General features: G+C 59.8%; 14 protein-coding genes. 7 read left to right on the plus strand and 7 right to left on the minus strand.

Going from position 1 to position 21845, the window contains the following annotated elements; translation table 11 throughout:
- Positions 1-26: 26 nt before the first annotated feature.
- Positions 27-1919, plus strand: a complete 1893-nt coding sequence (locus tag MO767_RS14835) for a methyl-accepting chemotaxis protein (protein WP_282481110.1) — start codon at positions 27-29, stop codon at positions 1917-1919.
- 118 nt (positions 1920-2037) lie between these two features.
- Here the strand turns inward: MO767_RS14835 and MO767_RS14840 are convergent, their stop codons facing one another.
- The 5 genes from MO767_RS14840 to MO767_RS14860 form a co-directional block, all read right to left on the minus strand.
- Positions 2038-2640 carry a DUF924 family protein gene (locus MO767_RS14840; RefSeq protein WP_282481111.1) on the minus strand — a complete coding sequence of 201 codons (603 nt, stop codon included), beginning with the start codon at positions 2638-2640 and terminating at the stop codon, positions 2038-2040.
- A 3-nt stretch (positions 2641-2643) separates the two neighbouring features.
- Positions 2644-3654, minus strand: a complete 1011-nt coding sequence (locus MO767_RS14845) for a class 1 fructose-bisphosphatase (protein WP_282481112.1) — start codon at positions 3652-3654, stop codon at positions 2644-2646.
- Between the two features lie 160 nt (positions 3655-3814).
- Complete coding sequence (locus MO767_RS14850; RefSeq protein ID WP_282481113.1) at positions 3815-5188, minus strand: DUF3999 domain-containing protein; 1374 nt, start codon at positions 5186-5188, stop codon at positions 3815-3817.
- On the minus strand, positions 5185-8769 hold the full coding sequence (locus MO767_RS14855; protein ID WP_282481114.1) for a DUF2339 domain-containing protein: 3585 nt from the start codon (positions 8767-8769) through the stop codon (positions 5185-5187). Before MO767_RS14855 ends, MO767_RS14850 begins: the two co-directional genes overlap by 4 nt.
- A gap of 102 nt (positions 8770-8871) precedes the next feature.
- On the minus strand, positions 8872-11322 hold the full coding sequence (locus MO767_RS14860) for a glycogen/starch/alpha-glucan phosphorylase (protein ID WP_282481115.1): 2451 nt from the start codon (positions 11320-11322) through the stop codon (positions 8872-8874).
- Between the two features lie 255 nt (positions 11323-11577).
- Here MO767_RS14860 and MO767_RS14865 point away from each other — a divergent pair, with 255 nt between their 5' ends.
- Positions 11578-12021, plus strand: a complete 444-nt coding sequence (locus MO767_RS14865) for a YkgJ family cysteine cluster protein (protein WP_123366988.1) — start codon at positions 11578-11580, stop codon at positions 12019-12021.
- A 113-nt stretch (positions 12022-12134) separates the two neighbouring features.
- On the opposite strand, the gene typA is transcribed toward MO767_RS14865, so the two are convergent.
- The gene (gene typA, locus MO767_RS14870) at positions 12135-13955 is read right to left on the minus strand and encodes a translational GTPase TypA (RefSeq protein ID WP_282481116.1); all 1821 of its coding nucleotides are present in this window, start codon (positions 13953-13955) and stop codon (positions 12135-12137) included.
- A gap of 139 nt (positions 13956-14094) precedes the next feature.
- Complete coding sequence (thiI, locus tag MO767_RS14875) at positions 14095-15549, minus strand: tRNA uracil 4-sulfurtransferase ThiI (protein ID WP_282481117.1); 1455 nt, start codon at positions 15547-15549, stop codon at positions 14095-14097.
- 330 nt (positions 15550-15879) lie between these two features.
- On the opposite strand from thiI, the gene glnA reads away from it, so the two are divergent.
- The 5 genes from glnA (at position 15880) to ntrC (ending at position 21361) form a co-directional block, all read left to right on the plus strand.
- Positions 15880-17286, plus strand: coding sequence for a glutamate--ammonia ligase (gene glnA, locus MO767_RS14880; protein WP_140668136.1), 1407 nt, complete (start codon positions 15880-15882; stop codon positions 17284-17286).
- 196 nt (positions 17287-17482) lie between these two features.
- Complete coding sequence (locus tag MO767_RS14885; protein ID WP_282481118.1) at positions 17483-17992, plus strand: DUF4124 domain-containing protein; 510 nt, start codon at positions 17483-17485, stop codon at positions 17990-17992.
- Positions 17989-18612, plus strand: a complete 624-nt coding sequence (locus MO767_RS14890) for a DUF4124 domain-containing protein (RefSeq protein ID WP_282481119.1) — start codon at positions 17989-17991, stop codon at positions 18610-18612. Before MO767_RS14885 ends, MO767_RS14890 begins: the two co-directional genes overlap by 4 nt.
- A gap of 230 nt (positions 18613-18842) precedes the next feature.
- Positions 18843-19928 (plus strand): nitrogen regulation protein NR(II), encoded by a 1086-nt coding sequence (gene glnL, locus MO767_RS14895; RefSeq protein WP_282481120.1) that lies wholly within the window; start codon positions 18843-18845, stop codon positions 19926-19928.
- Entirely contained in the window at positions 19925-21361 is a 1437-nt protein-coding gene (gene ntrC, locus MO767_RS14900; RefSeq protein WP_046052178.1) for a nitrogen regulation protein NR(I), read from the plus strand. The genes glnL and ntrC overlap by 4 nt, the downstream gene beginning before the upstream one ends.
- The last annotated feature ends 484 nt before the right edge of the window (positions 21362-21845 follow it).

Consider the following 21845-nt stretch of genomic DNA (forward strand, 5'->3'; position numbering starts at 1 on the left):
CCAGCCTCTTCGCGGTAGCTCATTTAATGACCAGAAACATGAAGTTCAGCCACAAGATCTTGTTGGCTGCCGCCCTCGTGGTGGCCGTTGCATTCGCTTGTTTCATCCTCTTCAACGACTACCGCCAGCGGCAAACCCTGCGCAGCAATACCGAATCCTCGATGCAGGAACTCGGTAGCCTGACTACCAGCAACATCCAGACCTGGCTGGAAAGCCGCATGCAGTTGCTGCAATCGCTGTCCCAGCAGATCGCGGTGGACGGGAGCACCCAGGCCAACCTCAAGCGCGCGATAGACCTGCCGGCCTACACCAGTAATTTCCAGTTGAGCTACTTCGGTGGCACCGACGGCGTGATGTTCTCGGTCCCGGCCGGCAATCGTGCGGCGGATTACGACCCCCGTGCCCGTGGCTGGTACAAAGCGGCCAACGGTGCGCAACAGACCATCGTCACCGAACCTTACATCGCCGCGTCGTCGGGCAAACTGGTGATCACTGTCGCCACCCCGGTGAAACATCAGAATCAAATGATCGGCGTCGCCGGCGCAGACATCGACCTGTCCAGCGTCAGCGCGATCATCAACTCGCTGAACTTCGGCGGCCACGGCCATGCGTTTATCGTCGGCGCCGACGGCAAGATCCTGATCCACCCGGATAGCAAACTGGTGCTCAAGAGCCTGACCGACGCCTACCCGAACGGCGCGCCGAACGTCAGCCCGGGCATGAAAGAAGTCGAGATCGATGGCAAGACCCAATTCATCTCCTTTACCCACGTCAATGGTGTGCCCTCGGCAGACTGGTACGTGGCGCTCGTGCTGGATCAGGACACCGCGTTCTCGATGCTCAGCGAATTCCGCTCCTCGGCGATCATCGCCATGGTCATTGCCGTGGTGATCATCATCGCGTTGCTGGGCATGCTGATCAGCTTCTTGATGCAGCCACTGTTGACCATGGGCCGCGCCATGCATGACATCGCCGAAGGCGAAGGTGACCTGACCAAACGCCTGACCATCCACGGCCAGGACGAGTTCGGTGCCTTGGGCACTTCGTTCAACCGCTTTGTGGAGCGTATTCACACGTCGATTCGCGAGGTGTCCTCGGCCACCGGACAGGTCAATGAAGTTGCCTTGCGTGTGGTTGCCGCGTCGAACTCGTCGATGTTCAACTCCGACCAGCAAGCCTCGCGCACCAGCAGCGTCGCCGCCGCCATCAACGAACTGGGCGCCGCCGCCCAGGAAATCGCCCAGAACGCCGCCCTCGCCTCTCAGCATTCGAGCGATGCCCGCGCCTTGGCCGAGGACGGTCAGCAAGTCGTGGATAAAACCATCGCGGCGATGCAGCAACTCTCGGCGAAGATCAGCGATTCGTGCGGCAACATCGAAACGCTCAACAGCAACACCGTGAACATCGGGCAGATTCTGGAAGTGATCACCAGCATCTCCCAGCAGACCAACTTGCTGGCACTCAACGCCGCCATCGAAGCGGCCCGTGCCGGTGAAGCCGGTCGCGGTTTTGCCGTGGTAGCGGACGAGGTACGTAACCTCGCGCACCGTACTCAGGATTCGGCGCAGCAAGTGCAGAAGATGATCGAGGAACTGCAAGTCGGCGCCCGGGAAGCCGTGAGCACCATGACCGACAGCCAGCGCCAGAGCGAAAGCAGCGTCGGCATCGCCAACCAGGCGGGCGAACGTCTGGGCAGCGTGACTCAGCGTATTGGTGAGATCGACGGGATGAACCAGTCGGTGGCGACTGCGACGGAAGAACAAACGGCGGTGGTGGAGTCGATCAACGTCGACATTGCCGAGATCAACACGTTGAACCAGGAAGGAGTGGAGAACTTGCAGGCGACGTTGCGTGCGTGCGCGGACCTTGAGCAGCAGGCGGCGCGGTTGAAGCAGTTGGTGGGCAGCTTCCGGATTTAAGGCGCTTCTGAAGGCCCCTTCGCGAGCAGGCTCACTCCTACAATGAATCTCCGTCACACAGGTGATCTACTGTAGGAGTGAGCCTGCTCGCGATGGCGGCATCAGCAACAACAAAGAATCAGAACCTGGACCCAGGCCCAGAGAGAAACGCCAACTCCTCAGCCGTAGACGCCCTTCCCAACACCGCATTGCGATGCGGAAACCGTCCAAACCGCGCAATCACTTTCTGATGCCGCTCGGCATAATCCAGGTTATCGGCAAACACCGCCCGATCAGCCTCAGGCTGCTGCGCCACCAGCTCGATAAACCGCGAAACGGCTTCGTTCTGCACTGCCCGATTCTCGCAATGCTCAAACACCAGGTAGATGAACACCCGCTGGATCGGCCGTAGCTGCCGATCGAAATCCGCAGCAATGCCTTGCGCCACCAGTGCCTGAGCCCTGAGATCGCCTGTAAAGGATTTGGGAGTGTCGCGAAAGATCATTCGCGGCAGTTGATCGAGCAGCAGCACCAGGGCCAGCCAACCTTCGGGGCGTTGCGCCCACTCGGTCAATCCGCCGGCCAGTGCCTGCTCGACCCAGTCCCCGAAACGCGTCTGCGCTTCGAGGTCCTGGCTGTCACGCTTGCCGAACCATAACTTGCCCTTGTCAGCCGCTATTTCGTGGGGGGATTCGAACGTTCCGAACCACCATTCGAGCAACGGCTGCCAGGGCGCGCTCATGGTTTATTCCTTGTGGTAAGCCGTGACGCGTTCGACTTCTTCTTTCGAACCGAGGAACACGGCGACACGCTGGTGCAAGCCGTCCGGCTTGATGTCGAGGATGCGCTGATGGCCATCGGTGGACGCGCCGCCAGCCTGTTCAACCAGGAACGACATCGGGTTGGCTTCGTACATCAGACGCAGCTTGCCCGGTTTGGACGGCTCGCGACTGTCGCGTGGGTACATGAACAGACCACCACGGGTCAGGATGCGGTGCACGTCCGCGACCATCGCGGCGACCCAGCGCATGTTGTAGTTCTTTTTCAGCGGGCCTTCTTCGCCAGCCAGCAATTCGCCGACGTAGCGTTGTACCGGAGCTTCCCAGTGACGCTGGTTGGACGCGTTGATCGCGAATTCCTGAGTGGAGGTCGGGATCTTGATGTCTTCATGGGTCAGCACGAAGCTGCCCATTTCGCGATCCAGGGTGAAGCCTTTTACGCCGTCGCCCAAGGTCAGCACCAGCATGGTCTGCGGGCCGTAGATGGCATAACCGGCAGCTACCTGCTCGGTACCTGGCTGCAGGAAAGCCTTTTCGTTCAAGGCTTCGTTCTGGCTCAGGTATTCGCTCGGGCAACGCAGCACCGAGAAGATAGTGCCGACCGGTGCGTTGATATCGATGTTCGACGAGCCGTCCAGTGGGTCGAATACCAGCAGGTACGCGCCTTTCGGGTATTTGCCCGGGATCTGGTAGGCATTGTCCATTTCTTCGGACGCCATGCCGGCCAGGTGACCGCCCCATTCGTTGGCTTCGAGCAGGATCTCGTTGGAAATCACGTCGAGTTTCTTCTGCACTTCGCCTTGGACGTTTTCGGTGTCCATGCTGCCCAGAACACCACCGAGGGCGCCTTTGGACACGGCGTGGCTGATTTCCTTGCAGGCGCGCGCCACCACTTCGATCAGGAAACGCAGATCGGCAGGGGTGTTGTTGCTACGGGTCTGCTCAATCAAATAGCGACTCAGGGTAACGCGGGACATGGAAGGCTCCGGTGGAATGGGGGGGCTAAAAACCCGCGCAGTTTAACGCGAGTCGGGGCGCATTTCCTCCTATCAGACGTGTTACACCCAATAGAGTTCATGAGCCCGGTTGAGCGTAGTTCGAAACCGCCCGGATGTGGACCGGGCGTAACTGCGAGTTTCAAGGCTTGACTGGCGGCTTGCGCAACAGACTGAACGCCATCGCGGCCAGAAACAAAACGCTTAGCAGCAACACCGCCCACAACCCGAATTTCTTCCAGTTTGTGTCCATCGTCGCAGGCGTTGTCGCGGTCGACGCTGGCGTGGCCAACGCCCCGCCATCCACTGTAGCCTTGCCCAATGCTGCCAATTTTGCAGCGCTGTAATCCGGAATCAACGTCGACAGCGGCAGGTTCGCCGCCTTCACCGTGGCACTTCCCAGCGCGAGCGTATAAGGCCCTGCTCCGCGCGCCAGGAACACCAGTTGAATGGAGCGCACGGCGAATCGCACAGTCGGTGCCTCTGCCCCCAGACCGCCGCCGCGCTCGTCCACCGTCAGCTTCAACTGCTGAACGGTTTGCCCCGACAGCTGCAATTCGTTCTGCACCACGTCCTGGCCATTCTGGGTCAGGCGGTAGAGCAAACCACTGCTCAGCGCCTGCCACGGCAGGCTGCTTTCCCGACGACCGGACAAGGTCACGGGCGCCAAACTGTTGGGCTGACTCAACTCGACCTGCAAGCGCTCGACATTCAGCCCCATGGGTAATTGCCAGGTGTATTCACCGGCCTTTGCGCTGCTGCCGGCCAGCGGTTGTGACCAGACCAGCGGTAGCGGCAGGCTGCGGGTCTTGGCGCTTTGCAGTTGCGCCGAGGTCAGCGTCGGGGCCGATTGCGGCGTGTTCCACAGCAAGCGCAGATAACGAGCCGACTGACCCGGCAGAGCGACTTCATGTTGCTCAACCTGTTCGTCGGCAAACGTCAGGCGTGCCACCTGCCCTTCGCCCCATGACTGCCAATGCTGCAAGTCGTCGCTGGCTTCGATGGTGAAACGCTGGAAGCCGTCGCGCTCGCTGGTCCAGTCGAGGATCAACTGCTGCAAGGGTGCTTTGATGCTGCTGGCATCGAGCAACCAGCCGCGCAGCATTTCTTCGCCCGCCTCCAGCTGACTGGACGGTTGCACTTCGACCAGCGTGCCGTTGGCGCTCGATTGCACCCGCACGCTCGGAGCGTGCTCAGTGGAGTCCGCCGAGTTGTACAACGGGAACCACTTCACGTCGGTCAGGGTACGATTTTCGCTGGTCTGCGCCGGCGCGCGCGCCAAGGCATACGCCTGAGCCTCACCGGCGGCATTGAACACGCGTACATCGCTGAGATCGGTTTGCCGCGCATTCAATTGCACGTTCAACGGCATTTCGAGGCGATACCACGGACCTTCGCCACTGACCGACAACGGCACCTGTGTGGCGAAGTCCGCCGGTTTTTCCTGAGCACTGGCCGACAGCGCCACACCCAGCGCAACAGCGCCCAACCAGACAAGGTTCAGCTTCTGACTCAAGACGACACTCCTTCAGTTTGCGGAGCCGGTTTTTCAGCCTCCGCTACAGCCTCGGCGCGCTTGGGCGGCAACGGGGCAAAATAGCCCACCACCAACAGCAACACGCCAACGCCGATAAACGACACGATCCGGGCAAGTCCGCCGCGGTTACTCAATTCAACAAAGAACAGTTTGGCCACCACCACACCGATCAGCGCCGCACCGATCAGCCAGACTTCGCGGCGATGACGCAGATGGCCGCCGATCATCAGACTCAGGGCCATCAAGGTCCAGACGATGGACAGACCGGCCTGCACCAGCATGGATTCGAGCAACGCCTCCAGCTCGAACGGCACACCGCCCCAATGATGGGCCGCGCGCATCACCAGCGCCGTGAAGAACACAAACAGCGAGGCGCCAGCGATCAGTTGCGTGGCGTGATCACAATAGTCCTTGCGGACCGACAGTTGCTCCACGGCGCTGCGGGACCACACGTAAACGCCGAACAGCGCAAACAGCAGACCCAACTCCAGCGGGTTGATCAGCGGCACGTAAGGCAACGGCTCCGCGGTGCCGTCGCTGACGACGTTCGCCAGCCAGAACCAGCCGAGCATCAGCAACGCCAGCGGTGCCGCCGCGTACACACGGTATTCGCGCGAATAAGCCGACACCGGCCATGGCCAGGCACGGGGTGCCGCCATCAGCACCAGATACAGGCTCGGCAGAATCGCCCAACCCAACCAGCGCCAGGCGTTGTACTGCTCTGACAACAGCAACAGGCCGTAACGCAGCTCCAGGGCCAACACACCGATCAACAGCCAGCAGCCGAGCACGTGCGCGGTACTGAGGGCGCGCGCCGGCAACATCGGCGCCAGACGCCGCGGGGAAATGAAGTGCACAACGAACACGGCCGCCCATGCCAGCCAACCGACGTTGGCCGCCGGGTGATAACGCGAGTGCCAAGCAGCCAGCAACACCAAACCGGCAGCAGGCATCAGCAAGGTGCAGAGCAAGCCCAGCGATGACCATTTCAGGCGTAGCGCCAATACCGTCCATAGCGCCACGCTCAGCGCCGCGACCGCCAGCAACAACGTCGCTTGCAGATTCAACAGTGCGAAGCGCAGTACTTCACTCACCCACGCCAGCGCCCACCAACCCGCGCCCCACACCAGCGACACTTCGGACAAACGCTGCAAACTCAGCACATCGAAGGCCGAGGCGTGGTTGCCAGGCTGCAAACGCCAGGCGCCAACCATCGCGGCCAAACCCAACACCAGCGGCGTCCAGAAACCACTGTGAGCCAGAGGCTTCAATCCTTCGCTCGCAAGCGGTCCGAGCAAATCAGGCCCGGCCATCAGGAACGCCGCGCCACCGATGACCTGCAACAGCAAACCGAAGACAAAACTCACGCGCTGCTTCAGGTACAGACTCAGCCAGATGATGAACAGACCGCTGGCCGCCCATACCGCACTCGCCGTTTGCCAAGGCAGGACGAACAGCACCGCCAGATTGATCAACACCAGACCGGCCAGCAGCACCACCGACAAGCCGCGCAGCAAACGCACATCGCTTCGGACCATCTCATCGCGCGCTGCCAGCAACATGCCAGCGATCAGCGCCAGGCCGATCAACGATGCGCTCAGCAGGCCGCTCCACCCGGCACTGAACACGGCACCGGACTCACCGCTCGAACCCTGCAGCCGCAGCAGGAACAACGCACCGCCGAGCAACTGCACGGCGAACGCGGTGAACAGGAAGGTGCGCGATTGCAGACGCAGGCCAACAAACAAGGTCGCCAACCCCGCCAACGCCCAACTGATCGCCGTGCCGTGAGTGAAGAAGAACAACGGCGCCAGCAGATAGAGGAAGGTCAGACCGAGGCAGGCCAATACCGGCAGCCCTTTGCGCTCCCATTCCGACGTCTGCTCGGGCAAGGCTTTGCGTAACTGGTAGAAGCTGAACAACAACGCCACGCCAAGCATCAACGCACCGAGCGGCGCACCGTCGAGCAGGCTGCTTTCACCAATCCGCAGTTCACTGATAAACGCCAGCGCCGAGCCCAGTTGCAGCAGCAAGGCAAAGGCTCGGGCCAGCGGTCGTTGCTGACGCAGGCCGAGCCAGAAGATGCCGGCGCCTTCGACGGCCCAGGCAGCAGCGGTCCAGCGCGCATCGAGCCCCAATGGAATTGCCAGGCTGGCAAAGATCACACCCAACGCCAGACAGGTTTCCGCCAGCAGCAACGCTCGTCCGCCCATCAGCAGCCGCGCCAGGCCCATGTAAATCATGCCCAACGCCAACGCGCTGAAGGCTGCGGCAAACTCGAGATGCTGAACCAATGCGAACTGCAAGCCGAAACCCACCAACGGAGGACCGAACAGCATCGTGCCGTCGACGTAATCGCCCTTGCGCGCTGACCAGTGCAGCAGCGCTTCACGGCTGCCATCCGCGGGCGCATCGCTCATTTCCAGCAACTTGCGCCGGGCGAACAGCAGACCGATGGCCAGGTACATCAGGAAAAACACAATCAGAAACGGCTCGGTGCTCCACAACAACTCCGGCATATAGGAACGCAGGCCCCAGGCGAAACCGATGCCGAAGGTGCCGACGAAGCCGATCAGGTTGAGCAGCCGCCAGGCCTTGAACCAGGCGATGGCGAGGATGCCGGCGTTGAGCAAGGCGAAGTAGCTGAACAGCGCGACATGGTTGCCGGCGCCGGTGGAAGTCAGGATCGGCGCAGCAAAACCGCCCAACGCCGCAGCGGCCGCCAGGCCCAAGGCATCCTGAGTGATGGCGAGGATCGCCGAGAACGCTGTCACCGCAACCAGCAGACCTAACGCCGCCGTAGGATCGAGCAGCGGATGCAGGCGCATCGCAGCAAACACGGTCAGGTACAACACCGCGATCCCGGTGCCCTGCAACATCAACGCGTAATGGCTGTTGCGTGTTCTAAGCCACCAACCCAGCCCAAGACCCAATGCCGCTGCCGCGACACCGGCGTAACGCAACTCGATCGGCACCACCATGCCTTCGGTGGCGTAACGCAGAAGGAAGGCCAGGCCGAGAAACAACAACACCACACCGACCCGCAGCACGGTGTTGCCGCCGAACAGCCAGGTGCGTGCGCCGCTGATGGCACGGTCGATGAAGTTCGGGGCGCGCGGGGTGGCAGGTTGTTGCGGCTCGCGGGCGACCGGCTCAGGTTTCCAGGCATCGACGGGCACTGGACGGCTCGCTTCGGCGGCGGCCGCAGTAATCGGTTCCAGTTCGGGAGGGAGTTCCCAGATCAGCTCCGGGGCTTCGACAGGGATTTCGTCGAGAGTGAATTCAGGAGGTGCATCGGCTTCGCTGGCAACTGGCTCACTGGTTTGCGGCGCCTTGACGCCTGACACCTCCAGCAATGCCAGACGTTGCTCGACCGCATTCAGCGCCACCTGCGCCTGTTCAAGCAGCCGGCGCTGCTCGACAGCCTGTGAACCCAAACGGCCAATGCGAATGGCCTGGCCAATACCCAACCCGAGCAGCGCGCCCAGCAGCGCATCGCTTAACGACTCGTCGAGTACCCAGCCCAGCACCAGCCCAATCAGCATGAACATCCATTGCATGGTCGATATCCCTAAACGCAGTGGCCAATCCGGCAAACTGACGCTCAGTATATCGGCCAGGCCCAACAACCGTCGGGCCTTGCTCGCAATTATTGCTAAAAGTTACTCCAATGCCTTCCAGATATCCGTGGCGTACTCGCGAATGGTCCGGTCGGACGAGAACCAGCCCATCCTGGAGGTGTTCAACACCGCCGAACGCCACCACTCCTTCGAATCGTGCCAGTGGGCCTCTACCCGCATCTGCGCTTCCCAGTAAGAGTCGAAATCGGCGCAGACCAGGAAGCGATCGTAGTCGATCAGCGAATCGATCAATCCTGTGTAACGGGAAGGATCATCCGGCGAGAACACCCCGCCGCGTATCGCTTGAAGCACGTCATTGAGCCGATGGGATGCCGCAATATCCGGCGTCGCATTGAACTCATGGTTCTGCTTGCGCGCTTCAACCTGCTGAGCGCTGAGGCCGAAGATGAACATGTGTTCGACGCCGATGCGTTCGCTCATTTCTACGTTGGCCCCGTCCATGGTACCGATGGTCAGCGCCCCGTTGAGGCCGAATTTCATGTTGCTGGTGCCCGAGGCCTCGAAACCTGCGGTGGAAATCTGCTCCGACAAATCCGCCGCCGGAATGATGCTTTCCGCCAGACTGACGTTGTAGTTGGGCAAGAACACTACTTTGAGCAAACCGCGCACCGTCGGGTCGTTGTTCACAACCCGGGCGATGTCGTTGGTCAGTTTGATAATCAGCTTGGCCTGGTGATAACTGGCCGCCGCCTTGCCGGCGAAGATTTTCACCCGCGGCACCCAATCGATTTCCGGCTCGGCGCGAATGGCCTGATACAGCGCAACGGTGTGCAACAGGTTTAGCAACTGACGTTTGTATTCGTGGATCCGTTTGACCTGCACGTCGAACATCGCCGCCGGGTTGACCGCAACGCCAAGCCGCTCGTGAATGATGTACGCCAAGGCTTTCTTGCTGTGCAGCCGCTGCTCGGCGAAGGCTTTGCGGAACGCGGCTTTCTCGGCAAACGGCTCCAGCTCGAGCAAACGCTCTTCGGCGTTGTCCAGCAGATCCGGGCCGAGGGCGTCGACCATCATCGAGGTCAGCTCCGGGTTGGCCTGATAGAGCCAGCGGCGGAAGGTGATGCCGTTGGTCTTGTTGTTGATCCGGTCCGGGTAAATTTTGTGCAGTTCGGAAAACACCGTTTTGCGCATCAGCTGCGTATGCAGGCCGGACACGCCGTTGACGCTGTGGGAACCGAGGAACGCCAGGTTGCCCATGCGCACACGACGACCGTTGTCTTCCTCGATCAGCGACACCGCGCGCAGCACTTCAAAGTCGTGAATACCCTTGGCCCGCAGCGAATCGATGTGCTGGGCGTTGATCAAATAAATGATCTGCATGTGCCGCGGCAGCATCCGCTCCATCAAACCGACCGGCCAGGTTTCCAGCGCTTCGGGCAGCAGCGTGTGGTTGGTGTAGGACAGCGTATCGACGGTGACCTGCCATGCCGCATCCCACGCGACGTCATAGACATCGACCAGCTGACGCATCAGCTCGGCCACGGCAATCGAGGGGTGGGTGTCGTTGAGCTGGATCGCGGCATGATCGCCCAGCGTCAGGACCGAGGTGTGCATGTTGCGATGACGGCGCAGCAGGTCCTGCAAGGACGCGGCGACGAAGAAATATTCCTGACGCAGGCGCAGTTCCTGGCCGGCTTCGGTGCTGTCTGCCGGGTAGAGCACCCGGGAAATACTTTCGGCCCGGGCGACTTCTGCCACGGCGCCCAAATGGTCGCCGGCGTTGAAGCGTTCCAGGTGCAAATCCTCCATGGCCCGGGCGCGCCACAGACGCAGCGTGTTGACGCTCGCCCCGCGCCAGCCGACGACCGGCGTGTCGTAAGCAATCGCGCGAACGGTTTCCGCTGGCGTCCAGACTTGCTTGGACTTGCCCGCTTCGTCGGTGACGGTTTCGACACTGCCGCCGAAACCGATCGGGTAAACGACCTCTGGCCGTTCAAACTCCCAAGGGTTACCGAAATCCAGCCAGTGTTCGGTCTGTTCCTGCTGCCAGCCGTCGACGATGGCCTGGCGGAACAAGCCGTGTTCGTAACGAATGCCGTAACCGTGGCCGGCAATGCCGAGGGTCGACATGCTTTCCATGAAGCACGCAGCCAGACGACCGAGGCCGCCGTTGCCCAGCGCTGCGTCGGGCTCCAGCAGACGGATGCGTTCAAGGTCGACGCCGAGTTCAGTCAGGGCCTCGCGGGCCACGTCAAGCAGGCCAAGGTTGCTCAGGCTGTCGTAGAGCAGACGGCCGATCAGAAATTCGAGGGAGAGGTAATAAACCCGTTTTTGACCTTTGCGGTAGATCTGCCGGGTGTGATCCATCCAGTGCTCGACCATGTGATCGCGCGCCGCCAGGGCAATGGCTTCGAACCAGTCGTGGTCGAAGGCGTGATCCGGGTCTTTGCCCACCGCGTAGGTGAGTTTGGTCAAGACGGCATCGCGGAATGCGGCCACCTCTGCTTCGCGAACAAGTGGTTCTTGAGTCATCGATAGGACCTCGAGCGAGCTTGGAATTGTCTGAGCCTAGACGGTCTGACAGGCCGTTGGAACTCTGGTTCGGCAGTTTTTCCTGATAGTGCGAGATAGCTCGACATTACAGCGTCATGTGCCGGAAAGAATGCAGGGCCCGTGCCGGAATACAGGTGTTATTGGGCGGAATACGAAAAAATCTGGCGAAAGGTTGTTCAAAAATCCACCAGTCCCGGTATGATCGCGCGCCCTGATGCACGCTGGTAACAACCGATGATGAAGTCCAACCTGATCGCCGCCGCGGAGATCGATCGCCTCGATACCTGGGCCAAGTACTCCGCCCCGATGTGTGGTTCGTGCGTTTCCAGCTGCTGCACCCTGCCGGTCGAGGTCAAGATCAAGGATCTGATCCGCATTGGCATCGTCGATGAATTCGAGCGCGGCGAGCCGCCGAAGAACATCGCCAAGCGCCTGCAGAAGGAAGGGATCGTCGAGCGTTACAACCAGAAGTCCGAGATCTTCACCCTTCAGCGCATGAGCAACAACGATTGCCTGTACCTGGATCGTAAGAGCCGTCTGTGCACTATTTATGAAAAGCGCCCGGATACTTGCCGCAACCACCCGAAAATCGGGCCGCGGCCAGGGTATTGCGCGTATAAGCCCAAAGAAGTGGCACGCGAGACCAGCGCCAGTCGCCGCACGCTCGAGAAGTTTTAACCCCACCTCGATCCCCGTAGCAGCTGTCGAACAAGTTGTTACAGCCAGACAAACAAAAACGCCCCCGACCTTGCGGTCGGGGGCGTTTTTTTACGCGCTAACTAAGTCGAGACTCAGTTACCGGCTTTCTTGGCAGCGCGGGTACGCTCGCTTTCGCCCAGGATCTTCTTACGAAGACGGATGGACTTAGGAGTAACTTCGCACAGTTCGTCTTCTTGCACGAACTCAAGCGCTTGTTCCAGGGTGAAACGGATAGGCGGAACCAGAGCGATGGTTTCGTCTTTACCCGAAGCACGCATGTTGTCGAGCTTCTTGCCTTTGGTTGGGTTGACGCCCAGGTCGTTGTCGCGGCTGTTGATGCCGACGATTTGACCTTCGTACACGTCTTCACCGTGACCCAGGAACAGTTTGCCGCGAGCTTGCAGGGTTTCCAGCGAGTAAGTCAGAGCCTTACCGGTAGCCACCGAAACCAGCACGCCGTTCTGACGGCCGGACATGTCGCCGGACTTCATCACGTCGTAACGGTCGAAGATCGAGGTCAGGATGCCTGCACCGGAGGTCAGGGTCAGGAACTCGTTACGGAAACCGATCAAGCCACGTGCCGGGATGTTGTACTCAAGGCGCACACGGCCCTTGCCATCCGGAACCATGTTGGTCAGGTCGCCTTTACGGATACCGATCTGTTCCATGATCGAACCTTGCGATTCTTCCGGCAGGTCGATGGTCACGTTTTCGTACGGTTCGTGCTTGACGCCGTCAACCATGCGGATGATCACTTCCGGACGACCAACACCCATTTCGAAGCCTTCGCGACGCATGGTTTCGATCAGTACCGAGAGGTGCAGCTCGCCACGGCCGGAGACTTTGAACTTGTCGGCGGTGTCGCCTTCTTCAACGCGCAGGGCAACGTTGTAGAGCAGTTCTTTGTCCAGACGCTCTTTGATGTTACGGCTGGTGACGAACTTGCCTTCACGACCGCAGAACGGCGAGTCGTTAACCTGGAAGGTCATCGAAACGGTTGGTTCGTCAACGGTCAGCGGCTTCATCGCTTCGACGTTCAGTGGGTCGCACAGAGTGTCGGAGATGAACAGCGAATCGAAGCCGCTGATGCAGACGATGTCGCCGGCAGCTGCTTCTTCAACGTCAACGCGGTGCAGACCGTGGTGACCCATCAGCTTCAGGATACGGCCGTTACGGCGCTTGCCGTCGGCATCGATCGCCACAACCTGGGTGTTCGGCTTGACGCGACCACGAGCGATACGGCCAACGCCGATGATGCCCAGGAAGCTGTTGTAGTCCAGTGCCGAGATTTGCATCTGGAACGGACCGTCACGGTCAACTTTCGGCGCAGGTACGTTGTCGACGATCGACTGGTACAGCGGGGTCATGTCTTCAGCCATGTCGGTGTGTTCCAGACCGGCAATGCCGTTCAGGGCCGAGGCGTAGACGACTTTGAAGTCCAGCTGTTCTTCGGTAGCACCGAGGTTGTCGAACAGGTCGAAGATCTGGTCCAGAACCCAGTCCGGACGTGCGCCTGGACGGTCAACCTTGTTGATAACCACGATTGGACGCAGGCCGGCTTCGAAAGCCTTCTTGGTCACGAAACGGGTTTGCGGCATAGGGCCGTCTTGAGCGTCAACCAGCAGCAGAACGGAGTCAACCATCGACATTACGCGTTCAACTTCGCCGCCGAAGTCGGCGTGGCCCGGGGTGTCCACGATGTTGATGTGGTAGCCGTTCCAGTTGATGGCGGTGTTTTTCGCCAGAATGGTAATACCGCGCTCTTTCTCCTGGTCGTTGGAGTCCATCACGCGCTCGTCGTTGAGCTCGTTGCGCTCCAGGGTGCCGGATTGACGCAAGAGTTTGTCTACCAGGGTGGTCTTACCATGGTCAACGTGAGCAATGATGGCGATGTTGCGTAGATTTTCGATCACTTGTGTATCTCGATCAGAGGATTCGGTGTGCTGACAAGTCTTGGCAGCGATTTACAGTAGAGTCAGGCCTTGCCGTTACAGCTTGACGGCAGAGTCGGGGGGCCGGTGACGCAGGCCACAGGCATACAGCCCCGGGCTCTTAGCTCGGTCGATAAACGCGCACATTGGCATGCCCCTCACTGAGCAAATGGTGGGCATGCAGGCGACTCATCACGCCTTTGTCGCAATACAGCAGGTACTGGCGAGTAGGGTCCAGTTCCTTGAAACGAGCGTTCAATGCATAAAACGGCATCGTTTGTACCTCAATGCCAACGAGGCCCAGCGGGTCGTCTTCAGCGGCATCCGGATGACGGATGTCGATGACGATCTGACCAGCCAGCGCTTCACTGACTTCTTCGATCTGCAAGTCCTGGCCCAATTCGTCGATCACGCGATCGATCGGCACCAGTTTGGCGTTCTCGAGCGCACGCTCAAGCACTGCCATGTCGAACTGTTGTTCTTCGTACTCCACGCGTGGACGCTTGGCGTGGGTCTTGGGGTTCACCGAGATGACCCCGCAGTATTCCGGCATGTGCTTGGCGAAGTCGGCAGTACCGATTTCGTTGGCCAGGTCGATGATGTCCTGCTTGTGACTGGCGATCAGCGGACGCAAGACCAGCTTGTCGGTCACGCAGTCGATCACGGACAGGTTCGGCAGCGTCTGGCTAGACACCTGGGAAATCGCTTCGCCGGTGACCAGCGCATCGATGTCCAGCCGATCGGCAATACGGGAAGCAGCGCGCAACATCATACGCTTCAAAACCACGCCCATATGACTGTTATCGACTTTACCGAGAATTTCCCCCAGTACTTCCTCGAATGGCACACTCACAAATAACACGCGCTGGGAGCTGCCGTACTTCTTCCAGATGAAGTGCGCGACTTCCATAACGCCCAGTTCATGGGCTCGTCCGCCCAGATTGAAGAAGCAGAAATGGCTCATCAGCCCGCGCCGCATGATCTGGTAAGCAGCAACAGTGGAATCGAAGCCGCCGGACATCAGCACAAGCGTCTGTTCCAAGGCGCCCAGCGGATAACCGCCGATGCTGTTGTGCTGGTTGTGGATCACAAACAACCGTTTGTCGCGAATTTCGAGGCGAACTTCGATTTCCGGCTCTTTCAGCGAGATTCCCGCGGCGCCGCACTGACGACGCAGTTGGCTGCCGACGTATTTCTCGACGTCCATCGAACTGAATTCATGCTTGCCGGCACGCTTGCAGCGCACCGAAAAAATCTTTCCGGCCAACGCATCACCGAAGTGCTGCTTGCACTTGGCGACGATGTCGTCGAAGTCGCCCAGCGGGTATTCGTCGACTTGCAGGAAATGCGCGATGCCCGGCATGCAGCTCAGGCGCTCGGTCATCTCCTTCAGGGCTTTGGGCTCGCTGACGCGGGTTTCCAGCTCGAGATTGTCCCACACACCGTTCACCACCACAGCCGGGTCCAGGTCGCGGAGCACGGTACGGATGTTTTTGGCCAACTGGCGGATAAAACGCATCCGTACCGGGCGGCTCTTGATGGTGATCTCGGGGAAGACTTTTACGATTAGTTTCATGAAAACAGCGCGCGCTTGGCCAGCCGAAAAAGGGGGGCGCGGATTATAGCGGAAATTGCTCAAGGTTTAACCAGTTAATGTGCAGAAGGTTTTGCGCGCACCAAAACAGGTCATTTGTTGAATTTGACGCCACATTACGGGGCGCTATTTCCAGCATTGCTGCGCTTTGTACCTTTATAAGCGTGAAATTGGGGCAAAAAACCCATGGTGGGGCACTGGCATGCAATTTGCTCCCTTGTGAGGCAGGTTGCCTTGGCAGAGTATTCGCGCCGGCATCACCCACATTCTAAGGGCATCCACTACTAAGCCCGAAGCCACCCGGAGGACACTATGTCGAAGTCGGTTCAACTCATCAAAGATCATGACGTCAAGTGGATTGATCTGCGCTTCACGGACACCAAAGGCACTCAGCACCACGTGACCATGCCGGCTCGCGACGCGCTGGATGACGCTTTCTTTGAAGAAGGCAAAATGTTCGACGGCTCCTCCATCGCTGGCTGGAAAGGCATCGAAGCTTCCGACATGATCCTGCTGCCGGACGACAGCACTGCCGTTCTCGACCCGTTCACCGAAGACCCAACGCTGATCATCGTTTGCGACGTAATCGAGCCTTCGACCATGCAAGGCTACGATCGCGACCCACGTGCGATCGCCAAGCGTGCCGAGGAATATCTGAAGTCGACCGGTATCGGCGATACCGTTTTCGTTGGCCCGGAGCCTGAGTTCTTCATCTTCGATCAGGTGAAGTTCAAGTCCGACATTTCCGGCTCAATGTTCAAAATCTTCTCCGAACAAGGTTCGTGGATGTCCGACCAAGACATCGAAGGCGGCAACCATGGCCACCGCCCAGGTATCAAAGGTGGTTACTTCCCGGTTCCGCCGTTCGACCACGACCACGAAATCCGTACCTCCATGTGCAACGCCATGGAAGAAATGGGCCTGGTCATCGAAGTTCACCACCACGAAGTGGCGACTGCCGGCCAGAACGAAATCGGCGTGAAGTTCAACACCCTGGTGGCCAAGGCTGACGAAGTTCAGACCCTGAAGTACTGCGTACATAACGTGGCTGTGGCTTACGGCCGCACCGCGACCTTCATGCCTAAGCCTCTGTACGGCGACAACGGTTCGGGTATGCACGTTCACCTGTCCATCGCCAAAGATGGCAAGAACACCTTCGCTGGCGAAGGCTATGCCGGCCTGTCCGACACCGCCCTGTACTTCATCGGCGGCATCATCAAGCACGGTAAGGCCCTGAACGGCTTCACCAACCCGTCGACCAACTCCTACAAGCGTCTGGTCCCAGGTTTCGAAGCGCCGGTAATGCTGGCCTACTCGGCTCGCAACCGTTCCGCTTCGATCCGTATTCCTTACGTGTCCAGCCCTCGCGCTCGCCGTATCGAAGCTCGCTTCCCGGATCCGGCAGCCAACCCGTACCTGGCTTTTGCTGCCCTGGTAATGGCCGGCCTGGACGGTATCCAGAACAAGATCCACCCTGGCGATGCTGCTGACAAAAACCTGTATGACCTGCCGCCTGAAGAGGCGAAAGAGATCCCACAAGTTTGCGGCAGCCTGAAAGAAGCCCTGGAAGAGCTGGACAAAGGTCGTGCGTTCCTGACCAAAGGCGGCGTTTTCAGCGACGACTTCATCGACGCTTACATCGCTCTGAAAAGCGAAGAAGAAATCAAAGTACGTACCTTCGTACACCCACTGGAATACGAGCTGTACTACAGCTGCTGATCCGGTAGCGCCTGCGCAAGCGGCGTGACAAAAAAGAGGCCTCCTTCGGGAGGCCTTTTTTATGCCTGATCGTTCCCACAGGGGTTTTGAGGTGTTTGGGGGATCTCGGTAAATCATGCCCAAATGTTAACGACTTGGGTCAACCGCCACCCCTGACCTATGCTGCAACCCAACGCCTTCGCTTCCGGTCGATTTTATGGGTCGTGGTTTTCTATTGATGTTGCTGTTGATCGCCCTGCCAGCCGCCGCGCAGATCTATAAGTACACCGACGCCGACGGCAACACCGCCTACAGCAATCAACCGCCCGATGGCGTGAAGGCTCAGCCGGTCGAGTTGCCACCGCTGAACAGGGCTGAGCCCCAAGCCCCGTCTGCGCCACCTGTCGAAGCCACCACTCGCGAACAGCCGCGCAGCGCTTACGCGGTGCTGGAGCTGACCAACTTGCCCACTACCGAAGCGCTGCGTGCCAACAACGGCACCTTCACCATCAACGTTCTGATCAAACCCCGCTTGCAAGGCGCGCATTTATTCAGGCTGTTGCTGGACGATCAACCTTACGGCCAGCCGAGTAACGTTCCGATCCTGCAACTGGTGAACGTCGATCGCGGCACACACAGCCTCGCGGTGCAGGTGATCGATGGAGAGAACATCGTTCAACAAAGTCCCACCGTGACGTTCACCGTACAACGGGTGCACAAGCCGTGAGGCTGTGGTGGCTGCTGATCACCTGCTTGATCGCCCAGCCGGTGACGGCCGAGGTGTTCACCTACGTCGACGCTCAGGGCAATCGGGTCTACACCGACCAGCCAGGTTCCGGCAATGCCAAGCGTGTACCGATGGCAACGACCAATCGCATGTCCGCCAACCCAACCGGTGCTGCGCCGATGACAGCCCCGAAGAAAACCGAAGCCAAAGCGCTTTTCCACTACGACATGCTGAGAATCCTGGTGCCGGAGCCAGACGCCACGGTGCGCAGCAGCGCTGGCGAGATTATCGTCAGCGTCACCAGCGAACCCGGCCTTCAGCGAGGCCATCGCTACCGATTGCTACTGGACGGCCAACCCACCGCAGAGCCCGGACCCAGCCCGGTATTCGCCCTGAGCAACATCGATCGCGGCAGCCATAATCTCTCCGTGGAAATCCTCGACGAGCAGGGCCGCACGGTCGAGCGCACAGCCAATCAGCCGTTCCACATGCTGCGCATCTCCCTCGCGCAGAAGCGTCAGGTCAAACCCTGCGCCCTCGCCGATTACGGCCAACGGCCGGAATGCCCGCTCAAAGACAAACCCGCAGAAGAAAAAAATCCCTTCCTGCGCTTCTTCTAACGCCGCCCAGGTTTGCGCACTATATTGGTGCAACTGGTTGCACCTTACTCACATCCCAGCCCATTTTGGTTCGAAAGTACCCGTCAAAGCTGGCAGAACGCCACGCAAACGAGCGTCAAACGCCTGTTTCAGGCCTTAAACGCTTCTTTTCGGAGCCTTGGTTTGGTTTTTGCATTTTCCTCGTATCGGCGCGTTATTCACGCGCACGCCCTGCTCCAAAAGAGGTCCTGATGACCATTAGCGACGCACTGCATCGATTGCTACTCGACAACCTGACCACCGCCACCATTCTGCTCGACGCCGAACTGCGCCTTGAGTACATGAACCCGGCGGCGGAGATGCTCCTGGCCATCAGCGGCCAGCGTAGCCATGGGCAGTTCATCAGCGAGTTGTTCACCGAATCTCCCGAGGCGCTGAACTCCCTGCGCCAGGCGGTCGAGCAGGCACACCCGTTCACCAAGCGCGAAGCGATGCTCACGGCCCTCACCGGCCAGACGCTGACCGTCGACTACGCGGTAACCCCGATCCTGGCCAACGGCGTCACGATGCTGCTGCTGGAAGTCCACCCTCGCGACCGCTTGCTGCGAATCACCAAGGAAGAAGCGCAACTGTCGAAGCAGGAAACCAGCAAGATGCTGGTGCGCGGCCTCGCTCACGAAATCAAGAATCCGCTGGGCGGTATTCGCGGCGCGGCTCAGTTGCTCGCCCGCGAACTGCCGGAAGAAAGCCTGCGCGATTACACTAACGTCATCATTGAAGAAGCCGACCGTCTGCGAAACCTCGTGGATCGCATGCTCGGCTCCAACAAGTTGCCATCGCTGGCCATGTGCAACATCCACGAAGTGCTGGAGCGTGTCTGCCATCTGGTGGAGGCCGAAAGTCAGGGCTGCATCACTTTGGTGCGCGACTACGACCCAAGCATTCCCGACGTGTTGATCGACCGCGAACAGATGATTCAGGCCGTGCTGAACATCGTGCGCAATGCGATGCAGGCCATCAGCAGCCAGAACGAGCTGCGCCTGGGCCGCATCAGCCTGCGTACCCGCGCCATGCGCCAGTTCACCATCGGCCATGTGCGCCATCGCCTGGTGACCAAGATCGAAATCATCGACAACGGCCCGGGCATTCCCGCGGAGTTGCAGGAAACCATCTTCTTTCCCATGGTCAGCGGCCGCCCGGACGGTACCGGGTTGGGCCTGGCCATTACCCAGAACATCATCAGCCAGCACCAGGGCCTGATCGAATGTGACAGCCATCCAGGCCACACCACCTTCTCGATCTTTCTGCCACTGGAACAAGGAGCCACATCGACATGAGCCGTAGTGAAACCGTGTGGATCGTCGATGACGACCGTTCTATCCGTTGGGTCCTGGAAAAAGCCTTGCAGCAAGAAGGCATGACCACGCAAAGCTTCGACAGCGCCGATGGCGTGATGAGCCGCCTGGCGCGCCAGCAGCCGGACGTGATCATCTCCGACATCCGCATGCCGGGTGCCAGCGGTCTGGACCTACTGGCACGGATTCGCGAACAACACCCACGGCTGCCGGTCATCATCATGACCGCTCACTCCGATCTGGACAGCGCTGTCGCGTCCTATCAGGGCGGCGCGTTTGAATACCTGCCAAAACCGTTCGACGTTGACGAAGCGGTGTCGCTGGTCAAACGCGCGAACCAGCACGCCCAGGAACAGCAAGGCCTGGAAGTCCCGGTCGCCTTGACCCGGACTCCGGAAATCATCGGCGAAGCACCGGCGATGCAGGAAGTGTTTCGCGCCATCGGGCGCTTGAGCCACTCCAACATCACTGTGCTGATCAACGGCGAATCCGGTACCGGTAAAGAGCTGGTGGCGCACGCGCTGCACCGTCACAGTCCGCGTGCGGCTTCGCCGTTCATTGCGCTGAACATGGCGGCGATCCCGAAAGACCTGATGGAATCCGAGCTGTTCGGCCATGAGAAGGGCGCGTTCACTGGCGCGGCCAACTTGCGTCGCGGGCGCTTTGAACAGGCTGACGGCGGCACGCTGTTCCTCGATGAAATCGGCGATATGCCGGCAGACACCCAGACCCGCTTGCTGCGGGTGTTGGCGGACGGCGAGTTCTACCGCGTCGGCGGCCATGTGCCGGTGAAGGTCGATGTGCGAATCATCGCCGCGACGCACCAGAATCTGGAAACCCTGGTGCACGCCGGGAAATTCCGTGAAGACTTGTTCCACCGCCTCAACGTGATCCGCATCCACATTCCACGGTTGTCGGACCGTCGCGAAGACATCCCGACCCTGGCCAAGCACTTCCTCAGCCGCGCCGCGCAAGAACTGGCGGTGGAGCCGAAGCTGCTGAAAAGCGAAACCGAGGAATACCTGAAGAACCTGCCGTGGGGCGGCAACGTGCGTCAGCTGGAGAACACCTGCCGCTGGATCACGGTGATGGCTTCGGGTCGCGAAGTGCACATCAGCGACCTGCCGCCGGAGCTGCTGAACCTGCCGCAGGATTCGGCGCCGGTGACCAACTGGGAGCAAGCGCTGCGCCAGTGGGCGGATCAGGCGTTGGCTCGTGGCCAGTCGAGCCTGCTCGACAGCGCTGTACCGGCGTTCGAGCGGATCATGATCGAAACCGCCCTCAAACACACCGCCGGCCGCCGCCGCGATGCCGCCGTTTTGCTGGGCTGGGGGCGTAATACCCTGACTCGCAAGATCAAGGAATTGGGGATGAAGGTTGATGGTGGGGATGATGATGAAGGGGAAGAAGGCTAAGCAGCCTTTAGCTCTTCGCTAACAGTTACATCCAATCGCGAGCAAGCTCGCTCCCACAGTGGATTTCAGTGTTTTCACGATTGAGTGAACCCCCTGAACCCTGTGGGAGCGAGCTTGCTCGCGATGCTTTTGGGGCCATCGTGCACCGACTGAATGCACCGTGAACCGCAATCGCGCACGGCAACAGATCCGAAATCCCGCCTGCGTTCGCAATCAAACCTCTATCTAAAAAACACGAAAGCCCCGGAATACGGGGCTTTCGGCGTTTCAGCGCGACATTCTGTTTCAACTTGTTAAAACCTGGCACGCCCCCTGCAATAGTCCATTCAGTGATTCAGTTCACTACCCGGTTTCGGGGACCTTGGTACAGGCAGGCCGGGGATTCCCCTCTTTACATCGGGCTCACACCGCACCAGCGACGAGCCCAAGCAGTTTTGGGGCCCTTGATACAGGCAGGTCAGGGGTTCCTTCTTTACACCGGGCT

The sequence above is a fragment of the Pseudomonas sp. UYIF39 genome (assembly GCF_029963765.1).
Taxonomy (GTDB): domain Bacteria; phylum Pseudomonadota; class Gammaproteobacteria; order Pseudomonadales; family Pseudomonadaceae; genus Aquipseudomonas.